We start from the raw sequence: 20,265 nt of genomic DNA on the forward strand, positions 1-20,265 counted from the left end.
TAAAAAACAACTGGCGTGAACATTAAAACCATTTTGTCAAAGCCACTTCCTGTTATTTGGTTTAGGGTCGTGCAATTGGTCTATTTAAAAATTTATCAAAGAACTAAGTTCTGGGAAAAAACAACTATCAGTGTTTCTGATAAAATAGCAACTTCTAAAACCACTTGGAAAGAAAAAAGTTTGCTGTTTTGTGCAGAATTTCGGGGATACGAAGATGTAATCTTAAATGGAAATAGGCAATATATAAGAAAGTCCTCAGAAAGTATCTTAAAAGGTAATATTCCTATTTTCGATTCTGCTCATCGTTTTGAAAAACCCTACGTCTGGAACACCGACTGGCGAGTTGGTCATAAATGGAAAAACAATTATTTCAAAGAGTATGGTTTTTATGAAAAGGAGAAACCAGTAGAATATGATGTAAAATTTCCTTGGGAGCTTTCCCGATTGAGCTTTTTGATTCCTGTTGCTAGACACTATCTCCTAGACAATAAGACCAAAAATTTAAAATACCTCTCTGATATCTTAACAGATTGGAAACAAAATAACCCCTTAGCGTATTCAGTGAATTGGTACCCAATGGAGGTGTCAATTCGCATTATTAACCTGATACAATTGCGAGAGTTATTGCTTATCAAAGAAGAAGCTAACGACGTAATTAATCTGTTAAACGAAATTTTAATATTGCATGGCGTTTTTTTATGGAGAAATATTGAGTATACCGATGTTCGGGGGAACCATTACACCGCCAATCTTACAGCGTTGTTGCTTTTAGGAATAATATTCAAAGGTTTTTATAAGGAGGCCAAAAAATGGCAAAGCTATGCTTTGGATAAGGTGGAAACTGAATTCCACTTACAATTTATCCAAGATGGAGTCAATTTTGAAAAATCAATTCCTTATCATCGATTGGTCGTTGAGCTCTATTTGATTTGTTTTTTGATAATGGACCGCTTGGGAATAAAAATTAAAACAGAGACAAAAATACTTTTAAAAAATGCTTGTCTTTTCTCAAAGAGTTATACAAAACCAAATTGTTTGGCACCTATTATTGGAGATAATGACAGTGCTTCGGTATTTCAGAACGATAATTTAGCTTTGAACAATCACACAAATCTTTTACAGTTGGCCAGTCTTTTTTTTAATGAAGAGAGTATAAATAGTACTGCCAATATATATATGTCTTCTCTTGAATTATTTGGTGTTGAAAAAGTCAAAAACTTTTCAAAAACCCAAATAACAGCGCGGAAACTTTTATATTATGACAAAGGAGGATTTGTAATTGTAAAAAATCAAGATAATTTTTTTATCACCGATGTGGGTGAAGTAGGCATGAAGGGCAGAGGCGGCCATGGACACAATGACCTTTATAGTTTTGAGCTTATGCTGAATGGGAAAGATTTTATTGTAGACCCTGGATGTTATACCTACACAGGCAATTTAATGCTTAAAAATGAGATGAAATCTTCTTCCTATCATAATATATTGACTATTGATAATGAAGAAATAGCGCCTCTAATAGGTGATTGGGGCATTGCTAATATTGCAATACCATATGATGTCATAGTCAACCAGAATGAAGAAGAAATCTGTGTTTCAGCAAAGCACAAAGGATATAATCGGCTTGATGATTCTGTGAAGTATCAAAGGACTTTTTGTTTGGATAAAGAAAGCTTTCGACTTTCTTGTTTCGACATTATAAAATGTAGGTCTGAACACAATGTTACAAGACATATTCATTTTTCTGAAAATGTAAAACTAAAGGTGCTAGAAAATGGCGTCTTGGCCAGTCTAGGAAAGAACCATTACTCTATTGTTTTTGACAGTCTTTCAACGGCTTACATAGAGAATTATTGGTTAAGCTATAACTATGGACATAAAATAGCTTCAAAGAAAGTGGTTTTGCGGACTAACACCTTGAGTTGCAGCGAACTTCATTTTACCGTTGAAAAAACTGACTCTAAATGAATAAACTTAGTAGGGACTTATTTTTTAGCACAGGTTTTTCTGTTTTAAATGTTCTCTTTAATTTTTGGTTGATAAGAGAAGCCGAGTACTTGTTTACTGCCGCCTCATTGAGTGTCTTTATGCTTTTTAGAAGGGTTGGGCCAACATTTACTAACTTGAGTCAATTGGGCACTTCCCAGGCACTTATTCGTTATGGAAGTATCCATATTAATGATAAAACAAGAATCAAAACATACTTCTTTATTTCTTTTATAGGGTGGCTTTTAAGTACTTTGTTAATGACATGTATTTATTTTCTATTTGGCGAAGAACTGGAATTATTGATATATAACAACCAAAAAAGCAAAGAAGTATACATGTTATATACTTTTTGGTATGTATCGATTTTACACCTAAGTTATCTTGTACAACCTTATTTTTTGACCCAGAGGAAAATAATTGTATACAACATAATCAACATGCTCAATGCGAGTGTAATAATGATTGTTGTGTTCATGTTCTTAGGACCTTCCCCAAAACTCATAGCTTTTTTCCGTCACTCATTATTTGCGATGAGTTTGTTGCAAATAAGTTTGATGTTGTTTATTGTTGTTGAACTTAAAATGCACAAACTTCCGTCTTTAAAGATGATTAAAGACTACGGAAAAGAATTCTATCTCTATGGAATGCCCAGATCTATTATAACATTTTCTGATATGTTATTGTTGACAATTGGTTCATTGTTGGTTGTAAATGGCGAAGCTAAAATAGCTTCTTTTTTAATTGCTTTAACTTTAGCTAGGGTAGTGATGATTGTTTTACAACCTGTTTCAAAATTATCTTCAGTTGTTATCGGTAATAATAATACTAAAGCGAAAGAAAAAAGAGCTATTAACATAATGACAGGGGCAATACTGTATTCTACAAGCCTACTTGTAATTATTCTGTATAATTGGATAGATGTTGTATTGGAATTTTGGCTTTCCAATAAGGAGATTATAGGTGATGTGAAAAGTGTCTTTCAGATTTTGGCTTTAGGGTTAATACCCTACTCAATATTCTATGGACTAAAAGGAATTGTGGAAATTAAGTTTTACAAGCCTTATAATTTATATACCCTTACTATTGCCATTCTGGTTCATGCTCTCTTTTTCTACATTTTTGGAGAATTAAATTATTCAATATTACAATCATTATCTTTCTCTTTATTGTTCTCTTTTTTGATTATGGGTGGGCTGACTATAATTTGGTGCAGAAAATATTTTATAAAACCCAAATATTTTAGATTTGATATATTACTTCTTATAGTGGTAGTATTGTTTACGGCAAACCACTATGCGAGTTTAACTTATGACAGTATATTCATTTGTATTTTGAGTAGTTTTATAAGTGTCATTGTCTATATCACTGCTCTGTATTATTTCAATATAGATTTCGTTAAAGACACGATGCAGATTTTTTCTAAAAAGAAAAAAGGAGTATAACAAAAGAGCTATGAAAATTTTATTTTTTATTTCACACCAACCCAATCCAAGGTTTGTTAAGCAAATTAATTTTTTAGCTAAGAATAATAAGGTTTCGTTGGCGTACTTTCAACGACAAACTTTGGCTGATTTGAACAGTTCTATCAATTCTTCTGTTAGACATACCAATTTTGGTGAGATACCAAACGCGTCAAAACCCATAAAGCGTATTTTGATCTATGCAAAGACAATAAAAAAAATCAGGCAACTTTTAAGTTCAAGTCAATATGATGTAGTTTTAGTTAACAATCTTGATATATTGCTATTGTATACTTTTTCAGGAATAAGATTCTTAGGAAAAAAAAAGACATCAAAAACCATTATCGAGATTTCCGATTTAAGAGAATACGTTTTTGGTACTGGGTTTATGGCAAAACGATTACGTGGATTGGAAAAATGGCTCTATACAAAGTATATTGATAAATTAATTGTCACCTCTGAAAGATACTATACTTGCCATTTTGAGAAGTTTTTTAAAAAAGAGGTTTTTGTCTTAGAGAACAAATTGCTTTCCAAAGAAATTAAAACATCAGATTCTTTAAGAAAAGAACAATCACCAAGAACTATAATAGGAATAGTGGGTCTTTTGCTACGCAAAGATGAATATATAAAGCTTTTCGAGACCTATAAAGACCATGCCGATATAGAAATTCATGTACACGGCAAAGGCCAGTACCAAAATGTGGTGGAGGAGTATGCTGCCAGATATGCAAATATCAAATACTTTGGGCCATATAATGCATTTACCGATACCCAAAAAATATATTCATCCATTGACATTATATATCTCATTTATGATATTCATCAGGTTTCATTAAACAATCGGTTGGCATTGCCCAACAAACTTTATGAATGTATGTACTATAAGGTACCTTTGCTCTGCAGCAAGGGCACCTACTTGGAAGAAAAGGTGGCCTTGTATGGGGTGGGAGCAGGAATTGATTACAAGGTTGAAGGCGCAATTGAAGCTGGAGTAGATTTTTTAATGAACAATCTTGATAAAATAAGTGCTCATTTTAAAACCTTGGACAAGAACCTATATTTAGGGGATAACGATTATATGTCACTTGAATCTTTTATAAAGGCATGAGTTATTTTAAGGATTGGATTAAGCTGAAAACGACGAATATTGATGTAGTTTTTTTTCTTTTAGTGGGAATTGCTTCGACTTTTGTTTTTAACAAGTTAAATGCGATTTTGGTTTTTTTACTTTTTGGTTTTCAGTTTTTTTATATATTGAAAAAAAGGGAGATAAAGCTTGAAACGACTCTATATTTTTGGGGTCTAATTTTATTTTTCGCACTTAGCTTTTTTGGGTTGATTTATACGGACAATCTGTCAAGAGGGTTTGATATTATTGGGCGACAGATTAGTTTTTTGCTTTTCCCTCTTTTTTATACAACATACAAAACAAGAAACATTTCCTTGTTGTTAAAAATCTATTGCGTCGCTATCTTTGGATTGATAATTCTTTTTGAAGTTGATACAGTCTATCGTTTTTTTTATAGAAGTGATACTTTTCCCTTAACTCTAGACCTGTTTTTGTCATATAGATTTACAGGGGTAAACCTCACAAAATTATTACCTATCCACAATAGTTACTTAGCAATGTATGTTATGTTTTCGAACGTAATAATTTTTCATCTTATAACTAAGACAAAAAATCTCTTTACAGTATTAGGATTGTTTTTATTGATTTGGTTGCAATCAATCTTTATTTTTCAGATGGTAGCCAAAACAGCAATTATTTTGAACACTTTAATTCTTGTCATATCCATCATATATGTTTTAATTAAGCATAAAAAATATAAAGTATTACTGATTTCGGTTTTTTCAACTATCATAATGCTATGGTTTTCATATTCATATTTAAACTATCCAATAAAAAGAATAAGCGATAGATTTACGGAGTTGTGTGAAGGGGAAATGGCGAAAAGAGAAACCCGAATAAAACTATGGAATTCTGCGCTTCCCATCATTAAAAACAACTATTTTTTTGGAGTAGGGACAGGTGATGTTGAAGGTGTATTGCACGATGCTTATAAGAGAAATGGTATTTCTTCAACAAGTAATGTACATAATCAATATTTAGATTATACCCTAAGATTTGGATTGGTAGGACTCATATTTTTCTTGTCTATTTTAGGTGGTGCTTTGGTTTATGCTGTTAATGTAGGTAATTATATATATTTTTGTTTTACAATTATTATAATGGGTTGTTGTTTTACTGAGAATATTTTTAATAGGCAATGGGGGATTATTTTTTATGCGTATTTTAATTATCTTCTATTCGTATTTGTTAAGGAAAATTAGATGGTGATTACATACATTCTATTGGTTGTTCTGTTCACCCACATAGTTTTGTTTAAAAAATTAATTTTCAAGTGGAATATTTTTGGAGTGTTTTTTGTTTCAACAATTATTTTCGCTGTAACTGGAGTTCTTGCCTTTCCTTTTTTTAAATCATATTTTTTTAGGGCATTCGTTTCATTTAAATTAGAAATTATATCCGATTCGGACATAATTCAAACGCAAATTATTCTTGTTTGTGGGTTGTTGTTGGTGCTATACGCATATATGTTCGGTATGATTCTGCTATATGGAAAAGTGAAATGCATAAATCATCTTAATTTTAGGGAAAGTATTTCTGATAACCTTAGCAACACCAATTATTACTTTATTACCGTACTCATTGTTCTGTTTGTTTTTGCATATTTATTTGTCAATCGAGATGTTGTGTTAACAGGAATTGCCCAAGGAATGCTGGGAAGGGAACCTGATGCCTTATTAGAGTCTAGAAGAGGGATTACGTCCAATTATCTATATACTGTTATAGTATATAATATACTGCCTTTTTTGACAATAGTTTCTTTATATAAGTCGATAAAGAAAAGTACTTTGTATTCACGAGTGTCGTTTTTAATCTTATTTTCAATATCGTTCTTTTTGATTTTAATGTTGTTTCAAAAAAGGCCTTTGATAATTTTTATGCTATCATTACTTCTAGCGGGTTATGTTTTTAGAGGAAACCTGATTACTAAAAAAACAAAAACAAAAGTCCTTTCAAAAAGGCAAAAAAGGAGAAAATACATTATTTACCTCGGATTTCTATTCTCACTTCTTCTGATTCTTTATTATTCGGCAACAACTTATCAGTTTCAAAACCTTTTCGAAGCCATACTAAAATTATCTGAAATTGTTTTGACCAGAGTTTTTGGAAGGCTTTCTATACCTGCTTTTATGTACACCCATTATTTTTCGGAAGTTGGAGGCCATTACGGATTTACAAATATTGGCATGCTAAGTAGTGTTTTTGGATTTGAACACTTTGAGGACACCAAAACACTTTACACCTACTTTTCTAGGAGCGACAAAGATGGTTCTCTTGCAATTAACAGCATAATGGATTTTTATGGAGGTTTTGGTTATCCAGGGTTGTTGGTGGGAAATGTAATGCTTGGGTTTTTATTGGCAGTGCTGGAGAGGGTTCTAAATACACTGGAAAAAAACAATATTAATATGGTTTTTACAATATTCTGCTTTGTGTTTGCATACTACCTATCTCAGGCAAGTCTTCCCAGGGCCTTAATGGGATATGGTTTTGTTTTCTTCATTTTAATGTGGCTTATGTTGCAAAAGAGGTTTAAAATTAAGCTAAGGAAATTCGCTTGACTGCAAGTCTAAAAGTCTTCTAGTTTTTATATCAAAAAACTTATTCTTCATAAAATGGAAATTGCATAGTTAATGGTATAATAAATTTGATAAATTTGCTGAATAACACAGCTCTATAGAAAAGAATGAATACTAAGAAAACAAATAAAATAAGGGGGCTCCTATGGAAGCTTCTTTTTTTTGCGGCGGTAATCATTCTTATTTTTTCTTTTAAGCAATTCTTATATAATAAAGAGAGATTATCATTCCTGCACAACGGAAATAATAATGCCTTTTTCAAAGCAATGCCAGAGAAGTATGCAAAATTGGTTTCCCAAACCCCTATAGACAGTGTTGTTGATGAGGGTGAGATTAGAGCTCAGAGAAATTGTTAAGGCAATAGCTATTGAAATTCTAAGGCTTATTGATGAAGGCGCCATTTAAAAAAGAATATAAGACGATAAAGGCTGAATCATATATCGAATTATTGAACTTTGTTTTCTGAATTATGATAAAAGGGATAATGCAAGAATTGAAGGGTGGGGAAATGAGTATGCAGCAATGAGAGAAATAAAGAGCTTTGAAAGAATAGCTCAACATATTAATTTAACATGAAACAAATAATACAAGACCTTAAGAACGGTGAAACCATTTTGGAAGAAATCCCAGTACCAACACCAAAAACAGGTAGTGTTCTTATAAAAACTAAAAAATCACTGGTTTCACTTGGCACTGAAAGAATGCTTGTGGAGTTTGGGAAGGCCAATTTTATTTCCAAAGCAAGACAACAACCGGACAAGGTGAAAATGGTCATGGACAAGGTGAAGACCGATGGTCTAAAGCCCACCATGGATGCTGTTTTCAATAAACTGAATCAACCCCTGCCTTTAGGGTATTGCAATGTTGGCGAAGTGGCGGCTATTGGAAAAGGTGTAACTGAATTCAACGTGGGAGATCGTGTTGCGTCTAATGGCAACCATGCGGAGTATGTGAACATTCCTAAAAATTTGGTGGCCAAAATCCCCGATAATGTAACTGATGAAGAGGCAGCTTTTACTGTGATTGGCTCCATAGGGTTGCAAGGTATCCGTCTATTGGATCCGACATTTGGAGAGACCATTGTGGTAGTGGGTCTAGGACTCATAGGCTTGGTCACTGCAGAGCTATTACTTGCAAATGGATGTAACGTCATTGGATTTGATTTTGACCCTGAAAAAGTCCGTATTGCCAACGAAAAAGGTATTGTGGCCATTAATCCAGGCGAAGGCACGAATCAGGTAAAGTTTGTAGAATCATATACAAATGGAACTGGAGCAGATGGAGTAATTATTACGGCTTCCAATAAAAGCAATGAAATAATTGCGCAATCGGCGCAAATGTGCAGAAAACGAGGCCGGGTTATTCTGGTGGGGGTTATTGGTCTAAATATTAGCAGGTCAGATTTTTATGAAAAGGAAATCTCTTTTCAAGTATCATGCTCTTACGGCCCTGGAAGATATGATGAAGAATATGAGCAAAAGGGCAATGATTATCCAATAGGCTATGTTAGATGGACGGAGAAAAGAAATTTTGAAGCTATCTTAAATGCAATTTCAAAAGGAACATTAAAGGTAAAACCCTTAATCACCGAACGGATAAGTCTTCGAGATTTCCAAAAGATTTATGGAGATATGGGCAACTCCAAATCCATTGCTTCAATTTTAGAATATGATAATACTGAAGAACCGGTTAGTACTGTTGGTATTATAAATAAATCTTTTGAAGGAAAAAAAGGAGTTATTGGAATTATTGGTGCAGGAAACTTTACAAGCTCAACAATACTGCCCAATCTCAAAAAATTAAATGCTGAAGTAAAATATATTGCCAGTTCCGGAGGGCTGTCCTCCACAATAATGGCAAAACGCCATTCCATTGCAAATTCAACTTCCAATTACAAGGAAATTTTAGACGATGGAGATGTTGATTTGGTTTTTATAACTACAAAGCACAATATGCACGCCCCAATGGTATTGGAAGCCTTAAAAGCGAACAAAGGGGTCTTTGTTGAAAAGCCATTAGCGTTGACCGAAGAGGAATTAGAATCCATTATCTCAGAATACAACAATCAGAATGTTAATGTAAGTGTTGGGTTTAATAGGCGCTTTGCCCCACTGGCAAAAAGAATGAAGAAGGCCTTAGGGAGTGATGATACTCCAATGAACATTGTGGCCACTATGAATGCAGGATTTATCCCTGCTGATGTCTGGGTTCATGATATGGAAGTGGGAGGAGGCCGCATTATTGGTGAAGCATGCCACTATATTGATTTGTGCACGTATTTTACAGGGAGCAAAGTAATTGCTGTTTGTATGAATGCTTTAGGCATCAACCCAGAGGAAAATACGGATAACACAAGTATTCTTTTACGATATGAGAATGGCTCAAATGCAGTAATCAATTATTTCGCAAACGGAAGCAAAGCTTATTCCAAAGAGCGTGTTGAAATCTACTCACAGGAACGTACATTGATTATGGACAATTGGAGAAAAATGAAATCTTACGGATTTAAAGGAGAGAAAAACTCTTCTTCAAAACAAGATAAAGGACACTTCAACCAGTTTCAGGAGTTGATTGAACAACAGCAAAAAGGGGGGCATGCCATTATCCCTTTCGATGAAATTGTGAATACAACTAAGGCTTCATTCGCAGCCATTGAATCCCTGAAGTTGAATAAATGGATAGAGGTAAAATAATATTACTATTCCATACACTGAGATTTTTACGGTATAAACAGGTTTATTATCGGATATTTTATTTTTTTAGAAACAAATTTTTCAAAAGAAGTTACAATGTTGATTTATTGACAAAAACTCCAAGTATAGTTTGGCGTGGAGGTATTGATAACCCACCTTCGCATCTACAAAACAATAGTTTTGAATTTCTGAATCTTACCAAAAACTTTGAAGAAACCATTGATTGGAATTTTAGTGATTATGGAAAACTTTGGACCTATAACCTAAACTATTTCGATTTCTTAAACCAAAAGAGAATCGATAAGAAATTTGCATTGGGCCTAATTGAAGATTATATAACAAAGGATAGTTTCTTAAAAGAGGGACATGAACCGTACACCATTTCTTTAAGAGGTATTAATTGGATAAAATTTTTAGCCAAAAGTGAGATCGCAGACACTAATGTAAATCGAAAATTGTATCAACACTATCTTAGGTTAAAAGATAACTTAGAATATCATTTGCTTGGAAATCACCTATTGGAAAATGGGTATTCAATGCTTTTTGGGGCCTACTATTTTAAAAATGAAGAATTTTATAAAATAGCCAGTGGAATTTTAAAGGAGGAAATGGAAGAGCAAATTTTGGAAGATGGCGCTCATTTTGAGCTATCACCAATGTACCATCAAATAATGCTTTATCGATTATTGGATTGTATCAATTTACTTAAGGATAATTCATGGAAAAAGGATGTTCTATATTCTTTTTTAATAAAGAAGGCAAAAAAAATGTTAGGGTGGTTGGCAACGATTACTTATAGCAATGGTGATATTCCGATGGTCAATGATTGTGCACATGATATTGCACCAACTTCAAGGGCATTATTTAACTATGCTGAGTATTTAGATATATCATTCAACAAAACACCTTTAAAAGAATCAGGTTATAGAAAATTCATTGGAAAAGATTATGAGTTGTTTGTTGACGTCGGCAATATTGGGCCGGATTATCAACCAGGTCATGCCCACTCTGACACGTTTAGTTTTGAACTATACCTGAAAGAACAGCCCTATATTGTTGAGGTTGGAACTTCGACTTATGAAAAAAACGAGAATCGACAAAAAGAGCGTCAAACATCTTCTCACAATACAGTAATGCTTAATAATATGGAGCAAACACAGGTGTGGGGAGGGTTTCGGGTGGGGAAAAGAAGTAAGGCCTGTGTAATGGAAGATAAAAAAGAGCATGTTTTGGCATGTCACGATGGATATAAAAGTATAGGAGCAAGGCACCTAAGGAAATTTGTGTCAAGTGATGAAAAAATAACCATACAAGATCAGGTTCTTATGAAAAGAAATCATAAGTTGAATCAAACTGCTTTTTTTCATTTTCACCCAAGTATTGAAGAATTGATAATCTTTGAGAATAAGGTAATTTTACCCCAAGGGAAGATTATGCTTGAATTTTCTAAATCAATTTTAGGGATCAAAGAAGTTAAATATGAATATGCCCTAGGTTTTAATAAAACAACAAAAGCTAAAAGGATAGAAGTTGATTTTCAAGAAGATTTGACAACTCATATTCACATTGTTGACAAGAATTGATTTTCATTTTAAAATTGCAAACAATAAATGAAGATACTTTATTTGAGCTATTATTTTCGACCTGATATTACTGCGGCAGCTTTTAGAAGCTCAGATTTTGTTGACTTTCTCGATGAAGAAAAAATCGAGCACAGAATTATTACCACTTTGCCTCATAAAACTAATGAAACTGTTGGCTCGGAAAAGGAAGAAGCATATCGGATTAAAAGAATAGAATTAAGAAAGCTAAACAATGGAAAATTTGTTACATATGTTCTTCACTATATTTCTTTTATCCCAAACGCTTTAAAAATTGCACTAAAATGGAGGTTAAAAAGATGGAGACCTTCTATCGTTTTTATTTCATCCCCCCCTATTTTCATTGGCTTTATTGGACTCCTGTTAAAGTGGATGTTTCAATGCAAATTGGTTTTGGAGGTACGTGATATCTGGCCTGAAAGTGCTGTAGCTGCTGGTCAAATAAACCCAAAAGGCAGGGCATATAAAATTGCTAGGGTTTTTGAAAAAAAACTCTATAAATGGAGTGATGGTATCGTTTGTGTTGGGAAATATATGAAAGATTATCTAGAAGGATATACTAACAAAGAAATTTGCATTGCATATAATGGCCCAAAAAGAATTTCTATTGAAGAAGAGTTTAGTGAAACTTATAATGGTTCTGGGTTGCCAAAGAAAATAAAGTTGGCCTATGCCGGAAATTTTGGGTTAGTTCAAGGATTAGATATTTTAATAGAAGCTTTTTCAAAGTTTGTTAAAGACGGTGCACAACATCAATGGGAATTGCATTTTTTTGGCACAGGTGTTCTTGAAGAAAGTTTAAGGGTGCAAGCCAATAAACTTGAAATGGAAGGACATATAATGTTTAGGGGAATATTTCCTAAAGACAAACTCAATGAGATATTAAGAAAGAAGGATGTTTTGTTTTTGGGGTTGATAAAAGGTGACGCCCTTGAAAAGACGATACCTTCTAAACTTTTTGATTATTTAGCTTTTGGAAAACCAATATTGGCAAGACTTTTAGGGGAAGGAAAGGAAATATTATCTCTAAGTCAAGCAAATATTATTGTTGAAGATTTCACTGAAAACGAAATTTTCAACGGTCTTCTTAAAATGGAAAGAGAATATTCTAATCGTGCAATAGAAGGAAAAGAGAACAAAGCAATATTGCAACAGGGATTCACGAGAGAGGAAAACAACGCAAAAATACTTTCCTATCTTAATAAGGTTGAATCATCTAATGCATGAAACACCTTCGATTGTTTGCAATTTTTCTAATAGCCTATTTAGTTTAAAACTCTATTTTTGAAAGAGAAAACCATAAGATATGGTAAAACGATCAGTATTAAATTCAATAGAAAGAAAATTCATTCTTTTGGTAGGAGATGTTCTGATTATCTTATCTTCTATTAATTTATTTGTAAACCATGCTATAGATGACCAATACATTTCCTTTGACTTAAAGATTTTTACTTTTTCGTTTGGAGTTATTATTTATCTTGGATTATCTTATATCTTAGATTTTTTTAATTTGGAAAAAGTTGCAAGAAGACGATATATTCTTTCGCAGTCTTTCTACATCACAGCAATCTTCGTTTTTTTAGTTTTTGTATTCACGGTTTTTATATATGATGTGAGTTTTTGGAGAATTCCACTATTGTCATTTCTTATTTTAACTCCAATTGAAATCTGGCTTTGGAGATTGTTTTTTGGAAATGTATTTAGAATAATCCCCACAGTCAAAAAGGTTTTTTATGTATATGATGCAAATAGTGAAGAAAGTTTACGGCAGAACGTTGATTATATAAATGGAGAGAGCACAAACACCTTTTACAAGGTTAAGCTTACCTATGCCATGGACGGAGAAAGCCCTTCAATGGATAAAAAGACTTTTACCGATGCCATAGAAAAGGTGGACACATGGATTTTAAACGTCAAAGATTATCATCGGATACCAAAGAAACTTGAGAAATTATTGTTAGAATCAATTTTGAAAGGTAAGGAAGTGTTGTCTTACACATCATTTTATGAGAATATTTATGAAGCAATGCCAATTCGATCTCATTATCATAGCTTCTATGAGCTATTACAGTTAAAGAATAAAAAAATAAGATACCTGCAGGTCCTATTTAGCTTTATTGTGAATTTCGTACTATCTGTTTTTGTTGGGGTTATTTTCTTCTTGATATGTCCAATGGTTTGGTTTTTTAACCTTTTTCTTAATAGAGGGCCTCTTTTTTACACCCAGCTAAGAGTTGGACAATATGGAAAAGAATTCAAGATTTATAAATTTAGATCAATGGTTGTCGATGCGGAAAAAACTGGAGCCAAAATGGCTTCTAAAAATGATACTAGAATAACACCTTTTGGAAGAGTATTAAGGACATTTAGGATAGATGAACTTCCCCAAATTTTATCAGTAATGCAAGGAAATATGACTTTTATAGGGCCTAGACCTGAACGCAAGGTGTTCGTTGAGCAATTGGATGGGATGATGCCATTTTACAGTATTCGCCATTTATACAAGCCTGGTATTACGGGATGGGCGCAGGTTAAATACAAATATGGAGAAGACCTGCAAGATTCTATAAGGAAATTAGAATATGATTTGTACTATATTAAAAACAAATCGATTACTTTGGACCTGCGAATTATTTTTAAGACAATAACAACGGTACTTTTTTCTAGAGGAGTTTAGATTTGAAAAAAACATTAATCACAGGCGCAGCTGGCTTTCTTGGATCTCACCTTTGCGATAGGTTTATTGCCGAAGGACACCATGTCATTGCCATGGACAATCTGATTACAGGAGATCTTAAAAATATAGAACATTTATTCCCACTGGAGCGGTTCGAGTTTCACCATCATGATGTTTCAACTTTCGTGCACTACGGTGGCGATTTGGACTATATTCTTCATTTTGCTTCCCCAGCTAGTCCAATAGATTATTTAAAAATCCCTATTGAAACTTTAAAGGTTGGCTCGCTAGGGACGTTAAATTTGTTGGGCTTGGCCAAGGAAAAAAATGCTCGGATTTTGGTTGCATCCACTTCCGAAGTATACGGAGACCCTTTGGTTCACCCGCAAAATGAAGATTATTATGGTAATGTTAGCCCTATTGGACCAAGAGGGGTTTATGATGAGGCCAAGCGTTTTATGGAATCTATCACCATGGCCTATCATCGACATCATGGACTGGATACCCGTATTGTTCGAATCTTTAACACCTATGGCTCCCGTATGCGATTAAATGATGGCCGTGTGGTGCCGGCATTTATGGGCCAAGCATTGCGCGGTGAAGACTTGACCGTTTTTGGTGACGGCTCCCAAACGCGTTCCTTCACATATATTGACGACCAAGTAGAGGGAATTTATCGATTATTGATGAGTGATTATGTGGAACCCATCAATATTGGAAACCCTGATGAGACCACTATTTTGGAATTTGCGGAGGAAATCATCAAACTAACTGGCACAGATCAAAAAATTGTGTTTAAACCCCTGCCTGTTGATGACCCGTTACAGCGTCAACCAGATATTTCAAGAGCAAGGGAAGTTCTGGGCTGGGAACCCAAAGTTCATCGCTCTGAAGGGCTGAGAAAGGTGTACGAGTACTTCAAATCCTTATCGCCGGAAGAATTGCACCAAAAAGAGCATCGCGATTTTTCACACCTGAAAGGTAAATAAATACAAATATCAGATAGCAAAAACCTGAATTGGGTTATTTTTGCCAAAATTTTGATTGATGAACATTCTTATCCTAGGTTCTGGAGGTCGTGAACATGCGATTGCCCATAAAATTTCGCAAAGCCCCAAAGTTAGCAAATTGTTTGTTGCCCCTGGTAATGCAGGAACGTCCAACATTGCCACAAATGTTGAGGTAGGGGTAAACGATTTTGAAGGCATAAAGGCCTTGGCGATAAAAGAAAACATCAATTTGGTTGTGGTTGGGCCAGAAGACCCATTGGTGAACGGAGTCCATGATTTTTTCCTTAATGATGTGGAACTTAATAACATTTCAGTGATTGGACCACAAAAAGCAGCTGCAGAATTGGAAGGGAGCAAGGAATTTGCAAAGGAGTTTATGATGCGTCATAATATTCCAACAGCGGCCTATCAAAGTTTTACTTCGGACAATTTGGAAGAAGGCTATGCCTTTTTAGAAACACTTAAACCTCCTTACGTACTTAAGGCAGATGGACTTGCTGCAGGAAAAGGAGTGTTGATACTTCAAGATTTGGATGAGGCCAAAGCCGAGCTAAAAGCTATGCTTGTGGACTCCAAATTTGGAGACGCCAGTGCCATTGTTGTTATTGAAGAGTTTTTGGACGGCATTGAATTGAGCTGTTTTGTTTGGTCAGATGGAAGCAATTATAAAATCTTGCCCATGGCAAAAGACTATAAACGTATTGGTGAAGGAGATACTGGGCTCAATACTGGCGGAATGGGCGCCATTTCCCCAGTCCCTTTTGCAGATAAAAGCTTTATGCAAAAGATTGAACAGCAAGTTGTAAAACCTACGGTAGAAGGGCTTAAAAAAGACAATCTACCATACATTGGATTCATTTTTATTGGATTGATCAAAGTTGGAGATGAACCCAAGGTAATCGAATACAATGTTAGAATGGGTGATCCAGAAACCGAAGTGGTTGTTCCAAGAATAAAGACTGATCTGGTAGATGTGCTTGTGTCCATGTCCGAAGGGAAACTCAATGAAATTAATCTGGAAATTGATGAAAGAGCTGCCACAACGGTAATGGCTGTTTCAGGAGGCTATCCAGAAACTTATGAAAAAGGAAAGGAAATCATTGGAATAGAAAACATCGAGAATTCCTTAATTTTCCATGCAGGAACTAAGGAAAAAGATGGTAAGATATTCACCAACGGAGGCCGTGTAATTGCAATTACTTCCTTTGGAAGTGATTTTAATGAAGCATTACAAAAATCCTATCAAAACATAGAAAAACTACATTTTGACGGGATATATTACCGAAAAGATCTTGGGTTTGACCTATAGATAAGAGTGTGAGCTAATGCTCTTGTCTTCCTCACCGTTGTCATTAAAAATCTTAAGCTCTTTCATCCAATAGACCATGGCAATAAAACCGATTACAGCGAAAATCCAATTTACTGAATTGGACGCCCACCAGCTTTCCACAAATCGAAAGAAATCATAAGGCGCAAAAAGACCATTTACAAATAAGTCTTCAATGCCGTACCAAAACTTGCTCATCTTAGCTATATTTACTTTACAAAAGTAGTAAAACCTAAGATGATTTCAAGATTTTTCGGGAAAACAAAACCAATAAATTATATTGTTTTATCCGGCTTTCTCTTCCTTTTTTATTGTGAGTTCTTGTTTTTTGGTTCTGGTCGGGGACTTTCCCTGGATACGCTCCCTATAGAATCGCTGGTTCTTGGAACACTGTTAATTTCCATTTATATTATCAGTAGAATAGTCGATGTTGAGAAAGTCACAAGCCTTAGTTCATTTGCAATTTTATTTTTCACACTCCTTTTGGTTGCATTTTCTGAAGTTCTGGACGATAGAAATGCCATTTTCGCCAACTTTTTTTTGTTGTTGGCCATTTGGAGATTGCTCGCTATTAAATCGGTTCGAAATGTAAAGCATAAGATATTTGATGCCTCTCTTTTAATATGTTTGGCAAGCTTTTTTTATGATTGGGCATTGATTTTTTTGATTCTTGTCTTTGTGGCCATTAATGTTTATGATAGAAAACCAGCTAAAAACTGGATGGTTCCCTTTGCTGCCATACTAACACTACTGTTATTGTCTTTTGCCATTTTCAGATTAAGTGGTTGGCCAGGTTTTTATGAAGAACATTATCAATTCACGATTGACTTTTTATCAAATGATTTTTTTGGACAATCGGGAATTGTAAAACTTTTGATTTATGTTTCCTTAATGCTATTGGTGATGTTTCTGGTTTTTTTGAAGGTGAGGAAACAGGGCGGTGGCAAATTGATTTTGTTGCGCATGGTTTTTTTGGCGTTTATTTTAGGAACGATCATGATATTTTTTAAGTATGATGAAGCATCTCCTGTATTGGTCACTTTTTTTCCGGCTGCAGTTTTTTTGACCAATTATTTGGAAGCCATAAAGAAAACCAAGCTTAAGGAATTGGTTGTGGGAATTTGTCTTGTGCTTTCATTCTTGCTTTTTGTGTTAGAACTTAACCTGTAAAGGATAAAGCAATATCTTTGTCCCAAATTTACACTCATGTTCAGTTCTTTTGCCTTTGAAATCTTTCAGAAGAGTATAGACACCTATCATGTCAAGGATGATGTTTATCAAGAGTTTGAAAATCCTTATCCAAAGGATAAAGTGGAGCACCTACTTTATAGAAAAAATTGGATTGACACGGTACAGTGGCATTATGAAGACATTATCCGCGACCCAAATATTAATCCGACGGATGCTTTGGTTTTAAAACGAAAGATTGATGCCAGCAATCAAGATAGAACCGACTTGGTGGAATATATCGACAGTTATTTTTTGGATAAGTACAAAAATGTTGAGGTGAGTTCCAATGCTACCATAAATACCGAAAGCCCGGCCTGGGCAATTGATAGGCTTTCCATTTTGGCCTTGAAAGTATATCACATGCAAGAGGAGGTAGATCGCACTGACGCCCCTGCAGAACATATAGAAAAGTGCAGCAAAAAACTGGCTGTGCTTTTGGAACAAAAAAAGGACCTTTCCGCCGCCATTGATCAATTGTTGGAAGATATTAAAGCAGGAAACAAGTACATGAAAGTCTATAAACAGATGAAAATGTACAACGATGATGAGCTAAACCCGGTACTTCGTGGACAAAAAGGGTAAACAAACCCATATTCTGATCATTCGTCTGTCTGCTATGGGCGATGTTGCTATGACCGTTCCCGTTTTGAGGGCAGTGCTAGATCAACATCCACAAGCAAAAGTTACGGTTCTTACCAAAAAACCATTTCTCCCCATTTTCTCAGAATTGGAAAATGTTGATGTTTTTGAGGCAGATGTCAAAAAAAGACATAAAGGACTGGTTGGATTATGGAGATTGTACAAAGAGCTCAAAACACTCCGAATTGATGCGATTGCAGATTTACACAATGTGCTGAGAAGTAGGGTTCTTCAAAAATATTTTGGATTGGGCAAAACTCCGTTTGCGCAAGTGCATAAGGGCAGGACAGAGAAAAAGGCACTGACCAGAACCAAGAATAAAATGTTCAAGCAATTAAAAAGTACACATCAACGCTATGCTGATGTATTTGCTGAACTCGGTTTTCCTGTTGATTTGAAAAAAGCGAAACTTTTGGAGCGTGTACAACTTTCGGACAAAGTTCTGAAACTGGTACAACAAGACGCTAAAAAATGGGTGGGAATCGCCCCCTTTGCAGCTCATGAGGGTAAAATGTATCCGTTGCACTTGATGAGGGGCGTAATCCAAGAACTAAACAATACCAATAGGTATAAAATTTTATTGTTTGGCGGCGGAACCAAAGAAATTCAGCAGTTGGAAGGTATTGCCAGTGAAGGAGAGAATGTTTTGAACATGGCCGGTAAGCTAAATCTTTCGGAAGAACTGTCGCTGATTTCAAACCTGGATATAATGTTGTCCATGGATAGTGGCAATGCACATTTAGCAGCCAATTATGCAATTCCGGTGGTTACGCTTTGGGGAGTTACACATCCTTTTGCTGGATTTTATCCCTTCGGTCAGCCAATGGATAATGCCTTGATCGCTGACCGAGAGCGTTTTCCATTGATTCCTACTTCGGTTTACGGCAATAAATTGCCCAAAGGATACGAATCCACAATGGAAACCATTGAGCCCCAGCGGGTGATGGACAAGATTACCGCCATATTGGAGCGTTAGGCCACCACTTGCCTTTCCGTAATGGAATTGAAATAATGTTTTAGCTGCTGCAGATACTGGTATTTTAATTGTCTACCGTTGTTTTCTGATAATAAAGAGCGCATACCTAAATAAGAAGCAATAATATAGGTGGCAACGCCTTCGCAATCAATATGGCGAGCTATGTGACCATCAATTTTTCCATTTTTTAAGACAGAAACCAGATTTACTTCCCAAACTTTAAGAATGTCCTTTAAATAGGAGCTTATTTCAGTGTTTCGCTTGTTAAATTCGGTCATAAAATCATGCAACATAAAGCCATAGGCCATTTCGTTGCTTTTACCGGGCTCCAGGGCATTTTCCAAACTGTCCACGATGGCATGTAATGGATTCTCATTTACGTTCAAAGGTTCCACCAGTAAGGCATATACCTTTTGCACAATCAGGTTTTGAATTATGCTGATAAAATAATCCTCTTTGGATTTAAAGTGATGGTAAAAAGCACCCTTGGAAAGTGACAATTCTTTCAAGATGTCATCCAAACTAGTATTATAATAACCTTTCGCATGAAAGATTTCAAGGCCCATTGCATGTAATCGGTGCATGGTTTCGCGTTTTTTTAGGTTTCGTTCCATAAGATTTGGTTTTGGGTTCAATTAGACCGTTAAGTCTGTTACAAAGTTTCTGCAGATCGGACCTAAACTCAAGAATCAAGGATGTATTTGTAAGAAAAATCGGTGAAATGTGAAAAATGACCCCAAAATGGAATATGCCAAAAATGTTGACCGACCATCGAGTCGGTTTAAGCGATGTTTTTTGGGGATAAAAAACATATGTGGTTTATGAATAGGCACTTAATAAAGAAAGCAAAGTTGTCTTGGATAAGTTTCTGATAAATTAATCCGGTAATTCGGCTTTTGTTGCTGGCATAAAATTTCCGAACTTAACCTATAATTTACCAAAACTGACCAGGTCT

At 34.9% G+C, this 20,265-nt stretch carries 17 protein-coding genes; 15 read left to right on the forward strand and 2 right to left on the reverse strand.

Annotation, left to right across the window (positions count from 1 at the left end):
* The first annotated feature begins 15 nt into the window (after positions 1 to 15).
* The 12 genes from CRO15_RS03395 to purD all read left to right on the forward strand — a co-directional run bounded on the left by CRO15_RS03395 (position 16) and on the right by purD (position 16,447).
* A complete protein-coding gene (locus CRO15_RS03395) occupies positions 16 to 1,965 on the forward strand; it encodes an alginate lyase family protein (protein ID WP_097044366.1) in 1,950 nt (649 codons plus the stop codon).
* Complete coding sequence (locus CRO15_RS03400; RefSeq protein ID WP_097044367.1) at positions 1,962 to 3,428, forward strand: MATE family efflux transporter; 1,467 nt, start codon at positions 1,962 to 1,964, stop codon at positions 3,426 to 3,428. Before CRO15_RS03395 ends, CRO15_RS03400 begins: the two co-directional genes overlap by 4 nt.
* 10 nt (positions 3,429 to 3,438) lie before the next feature.
* Positions 3,439 to 4,557, forward strand: coding sequence for a glycosyltransferase family protein (locus tag CRO15_RS03405; RefSeq protein WP_097044368.1), 1,119 nt, complete (start codon positions 3,439 to 3,441; stop codon positions 4,555 to 4,557).
* Positions 4,554 to 5,780 carry an O-antigen ligase family protein gene (locus tag CRO15_RS03410; RefSeq protein WP_097044369.1) on the forward strand — a complete coding sequence of 409 codons (1,227 nt, stop codon included), beginning with the start codon at positions 4,554 to 4,556 and terminating at the stop codon, positions 5,778 to 5,780. The genes CRO15_RS03405 and CRO15_RS03410 overlap by 4 nt, the downstream gene beginning before the upstream one ends.
* A gap of 273 nt (positions 5,781 to 6,053) precedes the next feature.
* Entirely contained in the window at positions 6,054 to 7,139 is a 1,086-nt protein-coding gene (locus CRO15_RS03415; RefSeq protein ID WP_133067196.1) for an O-antigen polymerase, read from the forward strand.
* A gap of 125 nt (positions 7,140 to 7,264) precedes the next feature.
* Positions 7,265 to 7,513 carry a hypothetical protein gene (locus CRO15_RS03420; RefSeq protein WP_097044371.1) on the forward strand — a complete coding sequence of 83 codons (249 nt, stop codon included), beginning with the start codon at positions 7,265 to 7,267 and terminating at the stop codon, positions 7,511 to 7,513.
* A 216-nt stretch (positions 7,514 to 7,729) separates the two neighbouring features.
* A complete protein-coding gene (locus tag CRO15_RS03425) occupies positions 7,730 to 9,850 on the forward strand; it encodes a bi-domain-containing oxidoreductase (protein ID WP_097044372.1) in 2,121 nt (706 codons plus the stop codon).
* Between the two features lie 107 nt (positions 9,851 to 9,957).
* On the forward strand, positions 9,958 to 11,433 hold the full coding sequence (locus CRO15_RS03430) for a heparinase II/III family protein (protein WP_165769904.1): 1,476 nt from the start codon (positions 9,958 to 9,960) through the stop codon (positions 11,431 to 11,433).
* 27 nt (positions 11,434 to 11,460) lie between these two features.
* Entirely contained in the window at positions 11,461 to 12,678 is a 1,218-nt protein-coding gene (locus tag CRO15_RS03435; RefSeq protein WP_097044374.1) for a glycosyltransferase family 4 protein, read from the forward strand.
* A gap of 79 nt (positions 12,679 to 12,757) precedes the next feature.
* Positions 12,758 to 14,128 carry a sugar transferase gene (locus tag CRO15_RS03440; RefSeq protein ID WP_097044375.1) on the forward strand — a complete coding sequence of 457 codons (1,371 nt, stop codon included), beginning with the start codon at positions 12,758 to 12,760 and terminating at the stop codon, positions 14,126 to 14,128.
* A gap of 2 nt (positions 14,129 to 14,130) precedes the next feature.
* Positions 14,131 to 15,117 carry a UDP-glucuronic acid decarboxylase family protein gene (locus tag CRO15_RS03445; RefSeq protein WP_097044376.1) on the forward strand — a complete coding sequence of 329 codons (987 nt, stop codon included), beginning with the start codon at positions 14,131 to 14,133 and terminating at the stop codon, positions 15,115 to 15,117.
* A gap of 58 nt (positions 15,118 to 15,175) precedes the next feature.
* Positions 15,176 to 16,447, forward strand: coding sequence for a phosphoribosylamine--glycine ligase (gene purD / locus CRO15_RS03450; RefSeq protein ID WP_097044377.1), 1,272 nt, complete (start codon positions 15,176 to 15,178; stop codon positions 16,445 to 16,447).
* Here purD and CRO15_RS03455 read toward each other — a convergent pair.
* On the reverse strand, positions 16,442 to 16,663 hold the full coding sequence (locus tag CRO15_RS03455; protein WP_097044378.1) for a DUF6341 family protein: 222 nt from the start codon (positions 16,661 to 16,663) through the stop codon (positions 16,442 to 16,444). The genes purD and CRO15_RS03455 overlap by 6 nt on opposite strands.
* Before the next feature lie 39 nt (positions 16,664 to 16,702).
* Between CRO15_RS03455 and CRO15_RS03460 the strand changes: the two genes are divergently transcribed.
* The 3 genes from CRO15_RS03460 to CRO15_RS03470 are packed head-to-tail and all read left to right on the forward strand — an operon-like array spanning position 16,703 to position 19,310.
* Positions 16,703 to 17,635, forward strand: a complete 933-nt coding sequence (locus CRO15_RS03460; RefSeq protein WP_097044379.1) for a DUF6427 family protein — start codon at positions 16,703 to 16,705, stop codon at positions 17,633 to 17,635.
* Between the two features lie 36 nt (positions 17,636 to 17,671).
* Positions 17,672 to 18,277 (forward strand): DUF4254 domain-containing protein, encoded by a 606-nt coding sequence (locus CRO15_RS03465; protein ID WP_097044380.1) that lies wholly within the window; start codon positions 17,672 to 17,674, stop codon positions 18,275 to 18,277.
* A gap of 34 nt (positions 18,278 to 18,311) precedes the next feature.
* Complete coding sequence (locus CRO15_RS03470) at positions 18,312 to 19,310, forward strand: glycosyltransferase family 9 protein (RefSeq protein ID WP_097044381.1); 999 nt, start codon at positions 18,312 to 18,314, stop codon at positions 19,308 to 19,310.
* On the opposite strand, the gene CRO15_RS03475 is transcribed toward CRO15_RS03470, so the two are convergent.
* Positions 19,307 to 19,924 (reverse strand): TetR/AcrR family transcriptional regulator, encoded by a 618-nt coding sequence (locus CRO15_RS03475; protein ID WP_097044825.1) that lies wholly within the window; start codon positions 19,922 to 19,924, stop codon positions 19,307 to 19,309. The genes CRO15_RS03470 and CRO15_RS03475 overlap by 4 nt on opposite strands.
* Positions 19,925 to 20,265: the final 341 nt, after the last annotated feature.

Source organism: Flagellimonas pacifica, from assembly GCF_900215465.1.
Taxonomy (GTDB): domain Bacteria; phylum Bacteroidota; class Bacteroidia; order Flavobacteriales; family Flavobacteriaceae; genus Flagellimonas; species Flagellimonas pacifica.